General features: G+C 68.4%; 17 protein-coding genes. 10 read left to right on the top strand and 7 right to left on the bottom strand.

Features of this window, described 5'->3' with window-relative positions; all coding sequences use genetic code 11:
* Positions 1-76 precede the first annotated feature (76 nt).
* The gene (amaB, locus tag AC3WQY_RS15585; protein WP_285233984.1) at positions 77-1,582 is read right to left on the bottom strand and encodes an L-piperidine-6-carboxylate dehydrogenase; all 1,506 of its coding nucleotides are present in this window, start codon (positions 1,580-1,582) and stop codon (positions 77-79) included.
* A gap of 23 nt (positions 1,583-1,605) precedes the next feature.
* Entirely contained in the window at positions 1,606-2,697 is a 1,092-nt protein-coding gene (locus AC3WQY_RS15580) for a saccharopine dehydrogenase family protein (RefSeq protein WP_285233985.1), read from the bottom strand.
* A gap of 144 nt (positions 2,698-2,841) precedes the next feature.
* Here AC3WQY_RS15580 and AC3WQY_RS15575 point away from each other — a divergent pair, with 144 nt between their 5' ends.
* The 3 genes from AC3WQY_RS15575 (at position 2,842) to AC3WQY_RS15565 (ending at position 3,713) form a co-directional block, all read left to right on the top strand.
* Positions 2,842-3,285 (top strand): Lrp/AsnC family transcriptional regulator, encoded by a 444-nt coding sequence (locus AC3WQY_RS15575; RefSeq protein ID WP_285233986.1) that lies wholly within the window; start codon positions 2,842-2,844, stop codon positions 3,283-3,285.
* A 72-nt stretch (positions 3,286-3,357) separates the two neighbouring features.
* The gene (locus AC3WQY_RS15570) at positions 3,358-3,498 is read left to right on the top strand and encodes a hypothetical protein (RefSeq protein WP_285233987.1); all 141 of its coding nucleotides are present in this window, start codon (positions 3,358-3,360) and stop codon (positions 3,496-3,498) included.
* 26 nt (positions 3,499-3,524) lie between these two features.
* Entirely contained in the window at positions 3,525-3,713 is a 189-nt protein-coding gene (locus AC3WQY_RS15565; protein ID WP_285233988.1) for a hypothetical protein, read from the top strand.
* On the opposite strand, the gene AC3WQY_RS15560 is transcribed toward AC3WQY_RS15565, so the two are convergent.
* The gene (locus tag AC3WQY_RS15560) at positions 3,704-4,924 is read right to left on the bottom strand and encodes a M24 family metallopeptidase (RefSeq protein WP_285233989.1); all 1,221 of its coding nucleotides are present in this window, start codon (positions 4,922-4,924) and stop codon (positions 3,704-3,706) included. The two genes, AC3WQY_RS15565 and AC3WQY_RS15560, sit on opposite strands and share 10 nt — an antisense overlap.
* A 124-nt stretch (positions 4,925-5,048) precedes the next feature.
* Here AC3WQY_RS15560 and AC3WQY_RS15555 point away from each other — a divergent pair, with 124 nt between their 5' ends.
* Positions 5,049-5,627 (top strand): NnrU family protein, encoded by a 579-nt coding sequence (locus AC3WQY_RS15555; RefSeq protein ID WP_285233990.1) that lies wholly within the window; start codon positions 5,049-5,051, stop codon positions 5,625-5,627.
* A gap of 10 nt (positions 5,628-5,637) precedes the next feature.
* Here the strand turns inward: AC3WQY_RS15555 and AC3WQY_RS15550 are convergent, their stop codons facing one another.
* On the bottom strand, positions 5,638-6,621 hold the full coding sequence (locus AC3WQY_RS15550; protein WP_285233991.1) for a 2-dehydropantoate 2-reductase: 984 nt from the start codon (positions 6,619-6,621) through the stop codon (positions 5,638-5,640).
* 117 nt (positions 6,622-6,738) lie between these two features.
* Between AC3WQY_RS15550 and AC3WQY_RS15545 the strand changes: the two genes are divergently transcribed.
* Genes AC3WQY_RS15545 through AC3WQY_RS15530 form a run of 4 tightly spaced genes read left to right on the top strand, consistent with a single transcriptional unit; the run spans position 6,739 to position 10,213 of the window.
* Positions 6,739-7,797, top strand: a complete 1,059-nt coding sequence (locus tag AC3WQY_RS15545; RefSeq protein ID WP_492709544.1) for a sensor histidine kinase — start codon at positions 6,739-6,741, stop codon at positions 7,795-7,797.
* Complete coding sequence (locus AC3WQY_RS15540) at positions 7,794-8,528, top strand: LytR/AlgR family response regulator transcription factor (RefSeq protein ID WP_285233993.1); 735 nt, start codon at positions 7,794-7,796, stop codon at positions 8,526-8,528. The genes AC3WQY_RS15545 and AC3WQY_RS15540 overlap by 4 nt, the downstream gene beginning before the upstream one ends.
* Before the next feature lie 54 nt (positions 8,529-8,582).
* Positions 8,583-9,797 (top strand): acyltransferase family protein, encoded by a 1,215-nt coding sequence (locus tag AC3WQY_RS15535; protein ID WP_492709543.1) that lies wholly within the window; start codon positions 8,583-8,585, stop codon positions 9,795-9,797.
* Complete coding sequence (locus tag AC3WQY_RS15530) at positions 9,794-10,213, top strand: VOC family protein (protein WP_492709542.1); 420 nt, start codon at positions 9,794-9,796, stop codon at positions 10,211-10,213. The genes AC3WQY_RS15535 and AC3WQY_RS15530 overlap by 4 nt, the downstream gene beginning before the upstream one ends.
* Before the next feature lies 1 nt (position 10,214).
* Here AC3WQY_RS15530 and AC3WQY_RS15525 read toward each other — a convergent pair whose 3' ends face one another.
* Positions 10,215-12,686 carry a sensor domain-containing protein gene (locus AC3WQY_RS15525; RefSeq protein ID WP_492709541.1) on the bottom strand — a complete coding sequence of 824 codons (2,472 nt, stop codon included), beginning with the start codon at positions 12,684-12,686 and terminating at the stop codon, positions 10,215-10,217.
* A gap of 137 nt (positions 12,687-12,823) precedes the next feature.
* On the opposite strand from AC3WQY_RS15525, the gene AC3WQY_RS15520 reads away from it, so the two are divergent.
* Both AC3WQY_RS15520 and AC3WQY_RS15515 read left to right on the top strand, forming a co-directional pair.
* On the top strand, positions 12,824-13,708 hold the full coding sequence (locus AC3WQY_RS15520) for a DUF3034 family protein (protein ID WP_492709540.1): 885 nt from the start codon (positions 12,824-12,826) through the stop codon (positions 13,706-13,708).
* Between the two features lie 5 nt (positions 13,709-13,713).
* Positions 13,714-14,142, top strand: a complete 429-nt coding sequence (locus tag AC3WQY_RS15515; protein ID WP_492709539.1) for a group I truncated hemoglobin — start codon at positions 13,714-13,716, stop codon at positions 14,140-14,142.
* Positions 14,143-14,151: 9 nt separating this feature from the next.
* On the opposite strand, the gene AC3WQY_RS15510 is transcribed toward AC3WQY_RS15515, so the two are convergent.
* A complete protein-coding gene (locus AC3WQY_RS15510; protein ID WP_492709538.1) occupies positions 14,152-16,089 on the bottom strand; it encodes an SPFH domain-containing protein in 1,938 nt (645 codons plus the stop codon).
* Positions 16,090-16,193: 104 nt separating this feature from the next.
* Positions 16,194-17,042, bottom strand: coding sequence for a c-type cytochrome (locus AC3WQY_RS15505; protein ID WP_492709537.1), 849 nt, complete (start codon positions 17,040-17,042; stop codon positions 16,194-16,196).
* Positions 17,043-17,311 lie beyond the last annotated feature (269 nt).

Raw genomic sequence — 17,311 nt, 5'->3', positions numbered from 1 at the left:
AGGGTTTTCAAACTCCAGGCAGGGCAAAGCAAAGCCCGGGCATGCCGGGCTTTGTGCCATCGAGAAACGAGGGGGCTTAGATGTCGAACTTCACGCCCTGTGCCAGCGGCAGCTCGCGCGAATAGTTCACCGTGTTGGTGGTGCGGCGCATATAGGCCTTCCAGGCGTCGGAGCCGGACTCGCGGCCACCGCCGGTTTCCTTCTCACCGCCGAAGGCGCCACCGATCTCGGCGCCCGAGGTGCCGATATTGACGTTGGCAATGCCGCAGTCCGAACCGCTGGCCGACATGAAGGCCTCGGCCTCGCGCACGTCATTGGTGAAGATGGCCGAGGACAGGCCTTGCGGCACCTCGTTCTGCAGCGCGATGGCCTGCTCCAGGCTCTCGTACTTCAGGGTGTAGAGGATGGGCGCAAAGGTCTCGTGCTTGACGATCTCGGTCTGCGCCGGCATGCGCACCAGGGCCGGCACGGCATACCAGGCTTGCGGGCAGGCATCCGCCAGCGCACGCTCGCCACCGCTCACCGCTCCGCCCTGCGCGCGTGCCGCGGCCAGGGCCTGTTGCATCGCGTCGAAGGCCGCCTGGTCGATCAGCGGGCCGATCAGATTGCCGGCTTCCATCGGGTTGCCGATCTTGAGCTGGGCGCGCGCCTTGTCGAGGCGGTTCACCAGTTCATCGTGGATGCTGCTGTGCGCGATCACGCGGCGCGTGGTGGTGCAGCGCTGGCCGGCCGTGCCATAGGCACCGAACAGGATGCCGCGCACCGCCAGGTCGAGGTCGGCGCTGGGGGTCACGATGATGGCGTTGTTGCCGCCCAGCTCGAGCAGGCAGCGGCCGAAGCGCGCGGCCACGCGCGGGCCCACGGCACGGCCCATGCGGGTCGAGCCGGTGGCCGAGATCAGGGCCACTTGCGGATGGTCCACCATCGCCTCGCCCACCGCCGCGCCGCCATTCAGCAGCTGCGAGAGGTGCGCAGGCGCGCCTGCATAGCGCGCCACGGCCTTCTCGAAAAGGGCCTGTGTGGCAAGTGCCGTCAGCGGCGTCTTTTCGGACGGCTTCCAGATGCAGGTATCGCCGCAGACCAGGGCCAGGGCCGAGTTCCAGGCCCACACGGCCACCGGGAAGTTGAAGGCCGAGATGATGCCCACCACGCCCAGCGGCAGGTACTGCTCCATCATGCGGTGGCCGGGGCGCTCGCTGGCGATGGTCAGGCCATGCAACTGGCGGCTCAGACCGACGGCGAAGTCGCAGATGTCGATCATCTCCTGCACCTCACCCTCGCCTTCGCTGGTGACCTTGCCGGCCTCCAGCGAGACCAGGCGGGCCAGGTCGGCCTTGTGGGCGCGCAGCTCTTCGCCGAACAGGCGCACCAGCTCGCCGCGCTTGGGCGCCGGCACATTGCGCCATTGCAGGAAGGCCGCATGGGCGCGCGCCACGGCGGCGCGCATGTCCTCGGCCGAGGCCTCGTGCACGGCGCCGAGGGCGGCGCCGTCGATGGGCGAGCGCACCTGCAGCGTGCCGCCGGTATAGGCCGAGGAGGGAACGCCCAGGGCGTTCAGAAGATCAGTGGTGTGCGTGTTCATGCCGGGATTCTCGCTCTCTCAGCTCAACCGATGGACTCGACCTGGCGCGATTGCTGATAGGCCTTGCCGAACTCGTTGGCCAGGAACTCGGGCAGCGAGACCTGCTCCTGCGCCACGAAGCCGGACTGCGGCAGCTTGCCCTGGCGGAACAGATCGACCGCGGCGCACATGCCGGCGGCGGTGGTGATCTGGATGGCCGAGAGCGGGCGGGCGCCGTCGCGTTCGGCAAAGATCTTGCGGGCGAACACCTCCTGCACCAGGCGGCCGTTCTTCATGCCCGAGACGGTCACGAACACCAGCACCACGTCCTGCATGGTGGCGGGCATGCTCTTGCGCATGATGTCCTTGAGCAGCTCCTGGTCGTTCTTGAGCATCAGGTCGCCCAGCAGGAACTGCATCAGGTCGCGGTGGCCGGGGTAGCGCACCGTCTTGTAGTCGAGGTTCTTGACCTTGCCTTCCAGGGTTTCGCACAGGGTGCCCAGGCCGCCCGAGGTGTTGAAAGCCTCGTACTCGGTGCCGTCCAGCGAGAAATGCTCCAGGCCTTCCAGCGGCAGCGCGTCGATCTTCTCGCCGTCGTGGATGCATTCGCAGGGGTGGCAGTACTCGTTGATGAGGCCGTCCACGCTCCAGGTCAGGTTGTACTTGAGCGCATTGGTGGGGAAGGCGGGCAGCGCGCCGACGCGCATCTTCACGTCGTTGAGGCTGTCGAAGCTCTTCGCCAGGTGGGCGGCGACGATGCCGATGAAGCCGGGCGCCAGACCGCATTGCGGCATGAAGGCGGTCTTGGCGCCCTCGGCAATGCGCATGATCTCCTTGGTGGCGGCCACGTCCTCGGTGAGGTCGAAGTAATGGCAGCCGGCCTCCAGCGCCATATGGGCGGCGGGAATCGCGAGTTGGTAGGGCAGTGCATTCACGATGGCGGCAAAGCCGCGCACCAGCGCCGCCGAGCCAGGGCCCACGTTCTCGATCGTCTGCACCTTGATGCCCTCGGCCGCCAGCGGCTGCAGCGAGGCGGCGTTCTTGTCGAACACCGTGACGTCGTAGTGACCCGAGCCATGCAGCAGACGTGCGATGGTTTCACCGATATGGCCTGCGCCCAGCAATGCGATCTTCATTTCTTGATGCTCCACAAATGGATTGGATGAGCAGCAGTCTAGGAAGGCAGGCAGACGAATGAAAGCGCGAGTTCGTCGAAACTCCTTGTTGTTCTGACGATTCGTCGGACAATCCTGCCGATTGGCATCAAACAAGGGTTATCCATGAGCACCCCCAAGGACCAGGTCGACCGCCAGCTGATCGCCCTGCTGCAGGCGAACGCGCGCGAAAGCACGGCCAACCTCGCACGCAAACTGGGCGTGGCGCGCACCACCGTGGTGGCCAGGCTGGCCCGCCTGGAGGCGGAGGCGGTGATCGTGGGCTACACGGCGCGCCTGGGCAGCGAGGCCATGGACCGCGGCGTGCAGGCCTATGTGGGCATCAGCCTCAGCCCCAAGGCGCAGCGCGAGGTGATCAAGAAGCTCTCGCGCCTGCCCGAGCTGCGCCAGCTCGCCTCGGTGAGCGGCGAGTTCGATTACATGGCGCTGCTGCGCGCCGAGACCACCATGCGGCTGGATGCGCTGCTGGACGAGATTGGCGAGATGGAGGGGGTGATCAAGACCACCACCTCGGTGGTGCTGGCGCTGCGCGTCGACCGTTCGGCCTGAAACAAAGTGTCCGGGCTGTCAGCCTGGCACGCCACTTGCTCGTTGAGTGCGTATCTCGCAAAGGAGTGCACCATGAAGCAACAGCATCTGATGGTCGGCCGTGGCCAGAAGTTCATCACCGCGATGAAGGCCCTGGTCCTGGTGGCCGCCGTCTGGGGCGTAATGTATCCCGCCCTGCTCTGGAGCCTCGAGCGTGCGCTCGCGCCGCTCTGATTGATCAATCAGCACAGGGAGGCTTTATGAACACCCTCACCATGCACCCGCCCTCGGCCTTCTGGCGCATCGTCAGGGCCCTGCTGCTCTGGGCCGTGCTGTTCCCGCTGCTGCTGTGGCTGGGCTTTGCCCTGCTGAGCGAGCTGGAGGGCGATGTGCGCGAGGCGCAGCTGGCGCCCGCGCCCCACGCCGCCCTGGCCACGGCTTACGCCTGAGCCAGGCCGAAGGGATCGTCCACCGAATGGGCCGGCTGGCTGAACCAGCGCGGGCCCTCGGCCGTCATATAGACATGGTCCTCATGGCGCACGCCGAACTCGCCCGGGCAGACGATCATCGGTTCGTTGCTGAAGCACATGCCGGGCTCCAGCAGCGTCTGGTCGTTGTCCACCAGATAGGGCCACTCGTGGATGTCCAGGCCGCAGCCGTGGCCGGTGCGGTGCGGCAGGCCGGGTAGCGCATAGCCAGGCCCCAGGCCGGCGGCCTGCAGCACGCGGCGCGCGGCGCGGTCCACCTCGCAGCAGGGCGTGCCCAGCTGTGCCGCCGCGAAGGCCGCCGCCTGCGCCGCCTGCTCCAGATTCCAGATCTCGCGCTGGCGTGCGCTCGGCGCGCCGAACACATAGCTGCGCGTGATGTCGGACATATAGCCATGCACCAGGCAGCCGGTGTCGATCAGCACCATGTCGCCGTCCTGCAGGATCTGCGGCTCCTTCACGCCATGCGGGAAGGCGCTGGCACCGCCGAACAACACGATGCAGAAGTAGGAGCCGCTCGCGCCGACGCGCTTGTGCGCCTGGGCGATGAAGGCCTCCACCTCCACGGTGCTGATGCCGGGGCGCAGCATGCTGGCGGCCGCGCGGTGCACCGCCATCGTCATGTCATGCGCGCGCTGCATCAGCGCCAGCTCATGGGCGGACTTGCGCATGCGGCCATGCGCCGTCACCGGCTTGGCGTTCAGCCACTGGTGGCCCGAAGCCTGTTGCTGCAGGCCGTCCACCACGAAGAAGGGGCAGTCCTCGCTCAGGCCGACCTTGGCGCCGCCCGCCACGCCCAGGCCCTGCAACACCTGGACCAGCAGCGCATAGGGGCTCTCGTGCTCGTGCCACAGATGCAGCGCGCCCGGCACCTGCATGTATTCGCGCAGCGTGCCCTCCTCGAAGGCCGGCGCCAGGTACTGCGGCTCGCCCTCGGCCGGGATGACGGCGCCCACCAGGCGCTCGCTGGGGTACCAGATGGTACCCGTGAAGTAGCGCAGATTGGTGCCGGCATGCACATAGATGGCCGACCAGCCGAGCTCGCGCATGCGCGCCTGCGCCCTGGCCACGCGCCCGCGGTATTCCTCCAGGGCGATGGGCTGCGCGCCGGCCATCATGTTGCCCAGGCCCATCAGGGCCTCTTCGGCGCTCTTGCCGCCCACACCCAGGGTCATGTCCTGCTCCTTGAATAGATATATTTAGAGAATACATCATTCACGAAAGCCCGCGCGGCGCAAGCCGCGAAGTTCGCGTACAAATCTCGCGTACAAAGGCGCCCTACAAGGAGAGCTTCTCAATATGGCTTATCTGATTCTCGGACTGCTGCTGTTCCTGGGCGTGCACTCGCTGCGCATCGTGGCCGAAGACTGGCGCAACAGCACGCGCGCGCGCCTCGGCGAGCAACCTTACAAGGGCCTCTACAGCCTGGTCTCGATCGCCGGCTTCGCGCTGCTGATCTGGGGCTATGGCCAGGCCCGCCTCGCGCCGCAGCCGCTGTGGGCCACGCCCAAGGGCATGGCGCATCTGGCCGCCCTCCTGACCCTGATCGCCTTCGTGCTGCTGGCGGCCGCCTATGTGCCGCGCAACCATCTGAAGGCGCGGCTGCGCCACCCCATGGTGCTGGGCATCAAGACCTGGGCGCTGGCGCATCTGCTGGCCAACAACACCCTGGCCGATGTGCTGCTGTTCGGCAGCTTCCTGATCTGGGCCGCCTTGAGCTTCCGCGCCGCGCGTCAGCGCGATCGCGCCAATCCGCCCGCCCCCATCCAGGCCACCGCCGCCGGCACGCTGCTGACGCTGGCGATCGGCATCGCCGCCTGGGCCGGCTTCGCCTTCTGGGCGCATGGCGCGTGGATTGGCGTGCGCCCCTTCGGCTGAACGCCCATGCCTACAGCAGCCCGCGCGTCTGCGCCATCAGGCGCGTCAGGCCCAGCATCGCATCGGTATAGGGCGTGGCGATGCCGCAATGCTGGCCGATCTCGCGCACCGAGGCCACCAGGGCATTGAGCTCCAGCGTGCGGCCGGCCTCGGCGTCCTGCAGCATCGAGGTCTTGAAGGCCCCCAGCTTGCGCGTCACCTCGTGGCGCTGCTCGGGCGTCTGGCCCACCGCGCAGCCGATGTGCTCGCCAATCGCGGCAGCCTCGCGCATCACCGCGGTGACGAAACCGCGCACCAGCTCGTCATCCAGGATGCGATCGCAGGTGGCCCCGGTCAGCGCCGAGATCGGGTTCATGGTCATATTGCCCCAGAGCTTGAACCAGATGTCCTTCTGGATGCGCTCGGAGACCGTGGCGTTGAAACCGGCCCGCGTCAGCAGCTCGGCCAGCGCGGTGATATGCGGCGGGCGGCCGCCGGCCGGGTCGCCGATGATCAGGCCCATGCCCATCGCATGCCTGACCAGGCCGGGCTCGGGCGTCGAGCAGCTGGCGTGCACCACGCTGCCGATCACGCGCTCGGCCGGAATCGCCTGGGCGATCAGGCCGCCCGGGTCCACCGACTGCAGCTGCAGCCCCTGGCAAGGGCCCTCGAAGCCCTTGAAGAACCACCAGGGCACGCCGTTCATCGCCACCAGCACGCGCGTCTCGGGGCCCATCAGGGCACGCACCAGCGGCGCCACGGCGGCCAGCGCCGGGCCCTTCACGGCCAGCACGACGAGGTCCTGCGGGCCCAGGTCGGCGGGCAGATCGCTGGCGCGTATCGGCACCGTGATGAGCTGGCCACCGCTGTCCATGCGCAGGCCATGCTCGCGCAGGGCCGCCAGGGTGGCGCCGCGCGCCAGCGCGCTGAGCTCCACCTCCGCGCCCAGCCGGTGTCCGACATGGGCCGCGAACCAGCCCCCGATGGCGCCCGCGCCGACGATGCAAATCTTCATGTGCTGCTCTATCTAGCTGCTTCGTGATGCCGGAAGTCTAGGCCCTGTGGCGAGCCGGCACAGGGCCGGGGCAAAGCGGCCGGCCGCGCGCGCCACAGCTGCTATGGTTTGGCCCCTATGGCTTCTTCGTCCACCGACACGCGCCGCCTCTGGGGCCTCTACGCCGGCCTGGTGCTGGCCATCGGCCTGCTGCTCAGCGTGGCCGAGCTGCAGCATTACCTGGCGCGCGGCGGCAGCCACCCCTGGGAGCCCTTTCTCTGGGAGCTGAGCTCGGTGCTCTGCGGCGGCTTGCTGGGGGTGGCCGTCTACCGCTGGCATGTGGCCGGCCTGGCGCTGCATTCGCGCTGGCGGCAGCTGGGGCGTCACTTGCTGGGGGCCGCGGCCTACATCCTGGCCCATGTGTCCGGCATGTTCGCGATCCGCTTCGGGGTCTACGCCCTGATGAGAGTGGACTACGACACCGACAGCCCGATCCAGGTGCTGGCCTACGAGGCCGGCAAGGACCTGGTGTCCTATGGCTTCGCCGTCGCCATCTGCCATGGCCTTTACCTCAGCCTGCAGGCGCAGCGCCTGCGCGGCGAACTGGCCGAGGCGCGGCTGGCGCGCCTGGCCGAGCAGGTGCAGCCGCACTTCCTCTTCAACAGCCTGAACCTGATCTCGGCCACCATGTACGAGGACGTCGCCAAGGCCGACCGCCTGCTGTGCCAGCTCAGCGATCTGCTGCGCCAGACCCTCAAGGCCCAGCAGGCCGGCTGGCACAGCCTGGACGAGGAGCTGCGCCTGGTGCAGCCCTTTCTGGATCTGATGCAGGCACGCTTTGGCGGCCGGCTGCGCGTGCGCGTCGAGGCCAGCGCGGCGGCGCGCGCCTGCCAGCTGCCGGCCCTGCTGCTGATCTCGCCGGTGGAGAACGCCGTCAAGCACGATGTGGCGGCCAGTTCGGCCGAGGTCGAGTTGCTGGTGGCCGCGCAGCTGCAGGGTCAGCTCTTGCTGATACGGGTGGAGAACAGCGGCATCGCTCCGCAGCGCACCGAACGCGAGGGCGCCTTCGGCCTGGCCAATCTGCGTGAACGCGTGCTGGCCAGCTTCGGCAGCGGCGCCGAGGTGCTGCTGGCGCCGCGCGCCGGCGGCGGGGCGGTGCTGAGCCTCAGCCTGCCACTGACGGGGCGGCTCGCATGAGGTTGCTGATCGTCGACGACGAACCGCCGGCGCTGGCCAAGCTGCGCCACCTGCTGCAGCGCGATGCCGGCATCAGCTGGCTGGGCGAGGCCGGCGATGCCGCGCAGGCGCTGCGGATGCTGGCCGAGCAGCCGGTGGACGCGGTGTTGCTGGACATCCAGATGCCCGGCCAGAGCGGGCTGGAGCTGGCCCTGCAGCTGCCGCCCGGCGTGGTCTGCGCCTTCTCCACCGCCTATGACGAATACGCCGTGCAGGCCTTCGAGCTCAACGCGGTGGACTATCTGCTCAAGCCCTACACGCCCGAGCGGCTGGCGGAATGCCTGCGCCGCCTGCGCGCGCGCCTGGGTCAGCGCCAGCAGGCGCGCGGCTCGCTCTTGAGCGCCCTGCAGCAGCTGCAACCGGTGGCCGCGCATTGGCTGGTGGAGAACCGGCGCGGCGCCCTGGTGAAGCTGCCGATGAGCGAGCTGCAATGGGTGGCGGCGGCCGACAACTACATCGAGCTGCACGCGCCGCCCGAGTGCTTTCTGGAGCGCCGCAGCCTCGCCGACTTCCTCGCCCACCCGGCCGCCCAGGGCTTGTTCGTGCGCGTGCACCGCAGCCATGCGGTGAACGCCGCCCACATCAGGGCGATCGCCCCGCTGCCGCATGGCGAGGCGCAGCTGACGCTCAGCTGCGGCGCACAGCTGCGCGTCTCGCGCAGCTACCGCAGCCAGCTCGCCCCAGCCGGCTAGCAACTCGCCACAGCCCGCTTGTGCCGGCGCCGCCCCGCCGCGATGCTGGCGCCCATGAACAGCCACCCCCTGCCCCAAGGCCGCCAGTACTTCCTCGACTGGCTGCGCATCCTCGCCTTCGCCCTGCTGGTGCCCTATCACGTGGGCATGTACTACGTCAGCTGGGGCTGGCATGTGAAGAGCGCCACCCTCTATCCCGGCCTGGAGCCCTTCATGATGCTCAGCTCGCCCTGGCGCCTGGGCCTGCTGTTCCTGATCGCCGGCGCGGCCAGCCAGGGCCTGCTGCAGCGCGGGCCGGGCTTTGTGCGCTCGCGCAGCAAGCGCCTGCTCTGGCCGCTGCTGTTCGGCATGCTGGTGATCGTGCCGCCACAGGCCTATTTCGAGGTCGTCACCAAGGTCCAGTACGGTGGCAGCTACGGCGACTTCATGCGCCTCTATCTGCAGGCCTATCAAGGCTTCTGCGATAAGGACGGCTGCCTCACCCTGCCGACCTGGAACCATCTCTGGTTCCTGCCCTATCTGTGGGTCTACAGCCTGCTGGGCTATGCCCTGCTCAAGACCTGGCCCCGCCTCAGCGCCGCCGCTGGCGCCTGGATGTCCGGGCCCGGCGGTGGCTGGCGCCTGCTGGGCCTGCTGGCGCTGCCGCTGATGGCGGCGCGCAGCCTGGTGGGCCTGTTCCCGTCCACGCACAACCTCAGCTGGGATTGGTACAACCATGTGCAGTACGGCTGGCTGTTCCTGCTGGGCCTGCTGGCGGCGCGCAGCGAGCTCTGGGAGCTGGCACGCCGCCACCGCAACCTGGCCCTGGGCCTGGCCGCCGCGTCCTGGACGCTGGTGCAGCTCTACTTCCAGCACTATCAAGACCTGGCCCCGCCCGACGCGCTGCGCTGGGCCCAGCGCGGCCTCTATGGCGCCATGCAATGGTGGTGCCTGGTGGCGATCTGCGGCCTTGCCAAGCAGCATCTGGACTTCGACCACCGCTGGCGCGCCGCGCTCAACAGCGCCATCTTCTGCGTCTACATCCTGCACCAGACCCTGATCGTGCTGCTGAGCCGCGCCCTGCTGCCGCTGCAGCTGCCGGCCGCCGTGGAAGGGCCGCTGCTGATCGCGCTGACCCTGGGCTCAAGCCTGCTGGGCTATCTGGCGCTGCGGCGCGTGCCGGTGCTGAATCTGCTGATGGGCGTGCCGGGCGGCAAGACCCCGAGCCAGCAGCGGCCGGGCCAGGCAAGCACAATGGCGCCATCCTCCGCACCGATGAGCAGCCGATGAAATACCTTCACACCATGGTCCGCGTGGCCGATCTGGACCAGAGCCTGGCCTTCTACCGCGACGCCCTGGGCCTTGAAGAAGTGCGCCGCAGCGAGCATGCCGCCGGCCGCTTCACCCTGGTCTACCTGGCCGCCCCGGGCGACCACGATGCACAGGTCGAGCTGACCTACAACTGGGACAGCGAAGACTATGGCGGCGCACGCAACTTCGGCCATATCGCCTATGCGGTGGACGACATCTACGCGAGCTGCCGGCGCCTGATGGAGCATGGCGTGACCATCGTGCGGCCGCCGCGCGATGGCCGCATGGCTTTTGTGCGCTCGCCCGACAACATCTCAATCGAGCTGCTGCAGGCCGGCCCCGCGCTGGCGCCGGCCGAGCCCTGGACCAGCATGCCCAATATCGGCGGCTGGTGAGCTAGCTGCGCGCCGACCACAGCGCATCCCAATGCGCCGCCGGCATGGGGCGGCCCAGCAGATAGCCCTGCATCATGTCGCAGCCATGGCGGCGTAGGAACTCCTGCTGCGCCGCGGTCTCGACGCCCTCGCCCACCACGGCGTAACCCAGGGTATGCGCCAGCGCCAGGGTGGCGGCGCAGATGGCGGCGCTGTTGTCATTGGTCTCGAGGTCGTGCACGAAGCTGCGATCGAGCTTGAGCGTCTGGATAGGCAGCAGCTTCAGATAGGTCAGCGATGAGTAGCCCGTGCCGAAGTCGTCCAGCGCCAGGCGCAGACCCAGCGCGCGCAAGGCCCGCAGCCGTTCGATCGCCTCCTCGGGCTTGCTCATCGCGGCCGACTCGGTCACCTCCAGTTCCAGCGCCTCGCCCTCCAGGCCATGGCGCTGCAGGGCGGCGCGCACATGCTCCAGCAGCTTGTCCGAGCGCAGCTGCTGCACCGACACATTGACCGCCACGCATGGCGGCCCCTGGCCGCAGGCGCGCCAGGCCGCCAGCTGACGGCAGGCCTCTTCGATCACCCATCCACCCAGCGACTCGATCAGGCCGGACTCCTCGGCCACGCCGATGAAGGCCAGCGGCGGCACCAGGCCGCGCACCGGATGGCGCCAGCGCAGCAAGGCCTCCATGCCGCACAAGCTGCCATCGGCCAGCCGATATTGGGGCTGGTAGTGCAGTTCGAACTGGCTGAGCTTCAGGGCATGGCGCAGATCGTGCTCCAGCTCCAGCCTCTCGGTGGCGCGCAAGGTCATCGCCGCGGTGAAGAACTGGTAGTTGTTGCGCCCCATCTCCTTGGCGTGATAGAGGGCCACATCGGCCTGCTTCATGAGCGCCTGGACGTCCTGGCCGTCGTCCGGAAACAGGCTCACGCCCAGGCTGGCGGTCACGCCCAGCACGCGCTCGGCCAGGTGGTAGGGCTCGCTCAGCAGCAGATGCAGCTTCTGCACCACCGGCACCGCATCCGCGCTGCGGCTCAAGCCGGTCAGGGCGATCACGAATTCATCGCCGCCCAGGCGCGCCACCACGTCGCTCTCGCGCAGGGTTGAGCTCAGGCGCCTGGCCACCTCGCTCAGCAGCAGATCGCCGACCAGGTGGCCCAGCGTGTCGTTCACCAGCTTGAAGCGGTCGATGTCCAGAAAGACCGTCGCCACCGCCGTGGCGTCGCGCCTGGCCGTATGCAGCGCCTGCTCGAGCCGGTGTTCGAGGCTGTGGCGGTTGAACAGGCCGGTGAGCGCGTCGTGATGCGCGAGATAGTCGATGCGCGCCTCGGCTTCGCGGCGCTGGCTCATGTCCGTGTAGGAGGCGATGTAGTTGCGCACCCGCCCTTGCGGATCGCGCACCGCGGTGATGACGGCCCATTTGGCGAACACGCTGCCGTTCTTGCGCTTGTCCCACAGCTCGCCCTGCCAGTAGCCCTGCTCGGCCAGCGCCTGCCACAGTTCCGCATAGTTCTCGCGCGGTGTCAGGCCGGAGGCAAACAGACTGGGATTGCGGCCGCGGATCTCGTCCAGCGTGTAGCCGCTGTCGCGCGTGAGCGCGGCATTGGCGGTGACGATGCGGTTGTCGGCGTCGGTGATCAGCAGCGCCTCGCCGCTGTGCTGGAACACGGTGGCATACAGGCGCAGCGCGTCCTCGGCCCGCTTGCGGTCGGAGATGTCGCGCCAGGTGCAGTAGATCGCCGCCTGGCCCTCCAGCTCGATGCGCGCCAGCGTCACCTCGGCATCGAAGGGCGTGCCGTCGGCGCGCTGGTGCACCCAGTGGAAGCGGTGCAAGCCCTGTTCCACGGCGATCGCCATCATGCGCTCGGCCTTCTCGAACGAGCCCTCGCCATCGGGCTGATGGCTGGGCGAGAGCTGCGAAGGATGGGTGTTGAGCAGCTCATGGCGGCTGCGGTAGCCCAGCATCGCGACCGCCGCGTCGTTGCAGTCCACGAAGCGATTGCCCTCGATGATCCAGACCGGATCGGGCGAGGATTCGAACAGGCGCCGGAAGCGCGCATTGGCGCGCTCGCGCTCCGTCGTGTCGTGCAGGGATTCGAGCACCGCCAACAGCTGCCCCGCCGGGTCCCGCACGGGGCTGGCGTCGATGGCCAGATAGCGCTCCATGCCGCGCAAGGGCATTTCCATCCAGCATTCGGCATGCACGCCGGGGCTGGGGCCGGGCAGCTCGCGATGGCGCGGAAACAGCCGCGCGATCTCGGCACTGCGCCCCTGCGCCAGCAGCTCCGCCAGGCAGGGCCGCGCCACGCCGAAGAAGGCTTGCCGATACGCGCCGCCCATGGCCTGGGCGGCCGGCATACCGGTGAGGATCTCGCAGGCCCGGTTCCAGGCCAGCAGGCGCCCGTCGATGCCCACCATGAAGGTGGGCACCACCCATTGCTCGACGATGTGGGTCGTCAGTTGCAGCAGGTCTGGCGCATCGATTCGATCTGGCATGACCGAGAGGCTGGCAATAGGGGGGTGGCCGCGGCGATGAGGCCTCCACAAATGTAGCAGTGACCACACGCGGCGTGGCCGCACAGGCTCACGGCTTCACGACACAATGGCGCACTGCTTGAGCCGGATCCAACCCCATGTGCCTGCCCCGCGCCATCGCCAGCCTCTTGCTGGCCCTGCCCCTGCTCTGCGCCGCCCAGGGCAAGCTGCTGCTGACCGGCGGCGTCTCCACCATCGAGGGCGCGGCCGGCGGCGGGCTCACGCCCTGGGCCGTCACCGGCAGCTATGCCAGCGCCGGCGAGGTGGGCGGCAGCGCCTACCTGACCCGCGTGAGCAGCCAGGACTACAGCCTCAACAGCTTCGGTGTGCTCGTGAGCCTGCATGACCGCGCCGAGTTCTCGCTGGCGCGCCAGGATTTCAGCACCGGCCCCGCCGGCACCGCCCTGGGCCTGCCCGGCCTGCACCTGAAGCAGACGATGGCCGGCGCCAAGCTGCGCGTGGCCGGTGATGCGGTGCTGGACAGCGACCAGCTGATGCCCCAGCTCGCCCTGGGTCTGCAAGCCAAGCGCCTGGACGCGGGCGGCCTGGAAGCCACGCTCAAGAGCCTGGGCGCCAAGACTCATGGCCTGGATCTCTATGTCAGTGCCACCAAGCTGCTGCTGGCGCAGAGCACGCTGGTCAACCTGACCCTGCGCGCTACCAAGGCCAACCAGACCGGCCTGCTGGGTTTTGGCGGCAGCGCCAGCAGCAGCCTCAGCCTCTGCCCCGAAGTCTCGGTGGCCTATCTCTTCAGCAAGCACCTGGCGCTGGGTGCCGAGTACCGCGTCAAGCCCGACAAGCTCAACCCCTCGGCCCTGGGCGCGGCGCTGAAGGAAGACGACTGGTGGGACCTGTTCGTGGCCTGGGCGCCGAACAAGCAGGTCTCGATCACCGCCGCCTATGTGGACCTGGGGTCCATCGTGCCCGGCATCGTGCCGCGGCGCCAGACCGGCGCCTACCTCTCGGCCCAACTGGCGTTCTGACGACCATGAAGCATCACCTCAGCATCGCCGCCCTGGCCCTAGCCCTCCACTGCCTGCAGGCCGGCGCACAAGCCCCCAGGGACGAGCTCTACCAGGCGCTGGGCGGCAAGGCCGGCATCACGCGCCTGAACGCCGACTTCGTGCCGCGCCTGTTCAATGACGCGCGCATCAAGCACATCTTCAAGGACGCCAATCCCAACAACCTGGTCGAACAGCTCACCGACCAGATCTGCGCCGCCAGCGGCGGCCCCTGCAGGTACGAGGGCGGCGCGATGAGGGCCGTGCATGCGGACCTGGGCATCACGCACGCGCATTTCAACGCCCTGGTGGAGGATCTGCAGGCGGCGATGGACGCGGCCGGCATTCCCTTCGCCACGCAGAACCGCCTGCTGGCCCTGCTGGCGCCGATGCACCGCGACATCGTCACGCGCTGATCCGGGGCCTCACTCGCTGCCAAGCTCGCGCGCCTTCAGCGCGCCCATCAGGCCCAGCAGAGTCGAGAAGGCATTCGCGTCGGCGCCGCCACCCAGCTGGATCTGCGGCACCAGCGGCACCTTGGCGGTCTCAAAGGCCTCGGCCAGGCGCAGCATCACCGTCTGCATCAGCTGCTTGTCGGCGCCCTCGCCCTGCAGGGCATCCGACTTGGCCTGGATGGCCGCGCCCTCGGCCTCGCCCACGCTGCGGATCGCGGCGGCGCGGCCCTGGCCCTCGGCCTCCTGGCGGAAGCGGTCGGCCTGCGCCAGCGCCTCGATCTCCTGACGCTTCTTTTCCGCGGCCTTGACGCTGGCCGAGCCGTGGTTCTCCTTGATCGAGATGTCCACCAGCGAGGCGGTCAGCTCGGCCTGCTTCTCGGCGCGCTTCTCGGCCTCGTTGAGCTCGCGCTGCTTGTTGGCGGCGATCTCCTTTTGCGCAAAGGTCTCGACCTGCTCGCGTGCGATCTGGCGGTCGCGCAGCTGGGCCATGATGCTCTCGATCTTGTGGTCGCCCGCCTGCGGCTTGGGCGTGCCGATCAGCACCTCCTGGAACTCCAGCGAGTAGGCCAGGAAGCGCTCGCGCATATCGTGTGAGGCATTCGCCTGCAGCTCGCTGCGCGACTGGATCAGCTCGATGAAGGTGCGCGTCTGCGAGACGTTCTTGAAGTAGCTCGACACCATCGGGTCCAGGGTCTGCTCCACCAGCTGCTTCACATTGCCGAAGCGCTGCACCACCATGGGCGCCTTGCGGTAGTCGATATGCACCACCACCGAGAGCGGCAGCTGGGGCTCGAAGGCGTCCTTGGTGATGAGGGTGATCTCGCGCAGATTCGAGTCGAAGCTGGAGCCGCTCTCGCCCGATTGCCACATCAGCACGAAGTTGGTGGTGGGCACCAGCTCGATCTTGCCGGCATAGGTGTTGAAGGCGTACTTGCCGGGCATCAGCGGGTCGCGCCAGACGCCGCGGCAGCCGCCCTCCACCAACTCGCCATGGCTGTACTCGCTGCCCGAGGTATCCTCGCCCTTGCGGCCGGTGTAGGACACCACCACGCCCACAAAGCCCACCGGGATGATGGTCTTGGCGATGAACTCCACCGTCGCGAACAGGCGGTTGATGTAGTAGGTGCCCTCCACCAGCACGCGCTCCTGGCGGCCGCGCCGGCCACCGGCTTCCAGAAAGCGCTCGGGCTCCTGGAAGCTGTTGTGCGCGTCGCCCACATCGGGCGCCAGCAGCTCATCGCGCGCCAGCGCCGGGCCGTCCTGCACGGTGACGATGGCGAGCTGGTCGCTCTCATGCGCGCCGCGGCTTTCCTTGATCACCACCGGGCTGAAGCCGGCGCGTTCGTCCAGCAGCTCGCGCATGCGCTCGTAGTAGGCGCGCTCCTGCGCGTCCATGTTCAGCGCGTAGGTGCTCTCCTCGGTCATCACCACGAACAGGGCCGGGTTGATGATGTGGGTGCCCTCGCGCAGGATCTTGCGCTGCGGGCCCTTCTGGCCGCCACCGGCGAGGAAGCCGCGCACGTCGAGAAAATCGCTCACCTGCGCATTGCTGGCCAGGGTCTGGCCGGCCGGCAGATCGATGCCGTCGCGCGCAAACACATAGCCCAGCTTGCCCTGGGTCACCGACACCATGGGGTGGATGTGCACACGGTATTGCAGCGGCGGGAAGAAGTGGAAGCCGCCGCGGCGCAGCGCCGGCTGGAAGCCGGCCTCGCCCTGCATGGCCAAGAGGCCGGCCTGCACCGAGCCGCGCAGGCTCCAGAGTTTTTCCACCACGCCGATGCGTTCGTTGGGGATGTAGCGCACCATGCCCAGGGCAAAGGCCAGCAGCGCCAGCGCGCCCAGGCCGGCCAGGCCAAGCAGGGTGTAGTAAAGCGGGCCGGAGCCCAGCCATTCGATGATGAACATTCAAGTCCTCCTGATGCATTCACGTCGCCGGGCCTTGTGAATGGTTTGGCCCGGTGACGCGTTTGTCGCGCCGAGCGCATCAGGAAGGCATAAGGATCACATCGCTAGGTCTTGCCTCCATTGGCCACCGGCGCCAGCGAGCGCAGGTAGCTGATCAGCGCCGCCATGTCGGCATCGTTGATGTTCTTGTAGAAGGGATAGGCCATCGGCGGCTTGTAGGGCTGGCCCTGGCGGTCCACGCCCTCGCGTATCGCCCTGGCGATCTGTGCATCGCTCCAGCTCTTGAGGCCGCTCTCATGCGAGGTCAGGTTGCGCGACACGCTGATGCCCCAGGGCCCCTTGAACTCCATGCCGCCGGCACCGACTCTGCCTGGCACCGGCATGCCGCGCTCGTCGCGCGCGGTGTGGCAGTCCATGCAATGGCCGATATTGGCCAGGTACTCGCCGTACTTGAGCTGCTCGCTCCTGGGCGGCGCCTGCACGCTCTGCAGCGGCGGGCCATAGTTGGGCGGCAGCGGCATCTTGTAGCTGGACTTGGGCACCGCATTGCGCACCGCCGGCTGCGCACGCAGATAGGCAATGAGGGCGGCGAGGTCGGCATCCGAGAGATGGCGGTAGTACTCGATCGGCATCGGCGGGCCGATCAGGCGGCCGTCCGGGCGCATGCCCTCGCGTATCGCCTTGGCGAGCTGGGCATCGGTCCAGTTGCCGATGCCGGTGGCCTTGTCGGGCGTGATGTTGGCGGCATAGGCCATGAACACCGGCTCGTCGAAGGGCAGGCCGCCCGAAAGCCCCTTCTCGAACAGCGGCTGGCCCTGCGGCCCGCGTGCGAGGTGGCAGTTGCCACAGGCGACGATGCCCTCCATCAGGTATTTGCCGCGCTCCAGCGCGGGCTGGGCCTGGGCGGCCAGGGTCAAGAGCGCGAGCGCGCTGAAGGTCATGGCTGGGCGCATGGGAACCTCCTGAGCCAGCGCCGCACCTGGAAACAGGCGGCTGACGCCGATCAAGCGCGCATTGTCCGGCCGCGCCGGCCACGAGCAAGCGCCCGGCGTCGCTCTTGCAGGTGACGGGCGGGCGCGTGCCCCCATCCCTAATGCGTAGGGCCCGGACGCTTGTCCGGGTCAGGTTTTGCCCCCATGCTGCCGTGAGCGCCCGCGCGCCTCGAGCAAGACCGCACAGTTCCTCTCGACAAGGACCGCAGCCATGGCCAGCACCCCCACCC

The sequence above is a fragment of the Roseateles sp. FW301-B2 genome, from assembly GCF_058788955.1.
Note: the sequence above shows the minus strand (reverse complement) of the source record. Positions and strands in the feature narration are given on the sequence as shown.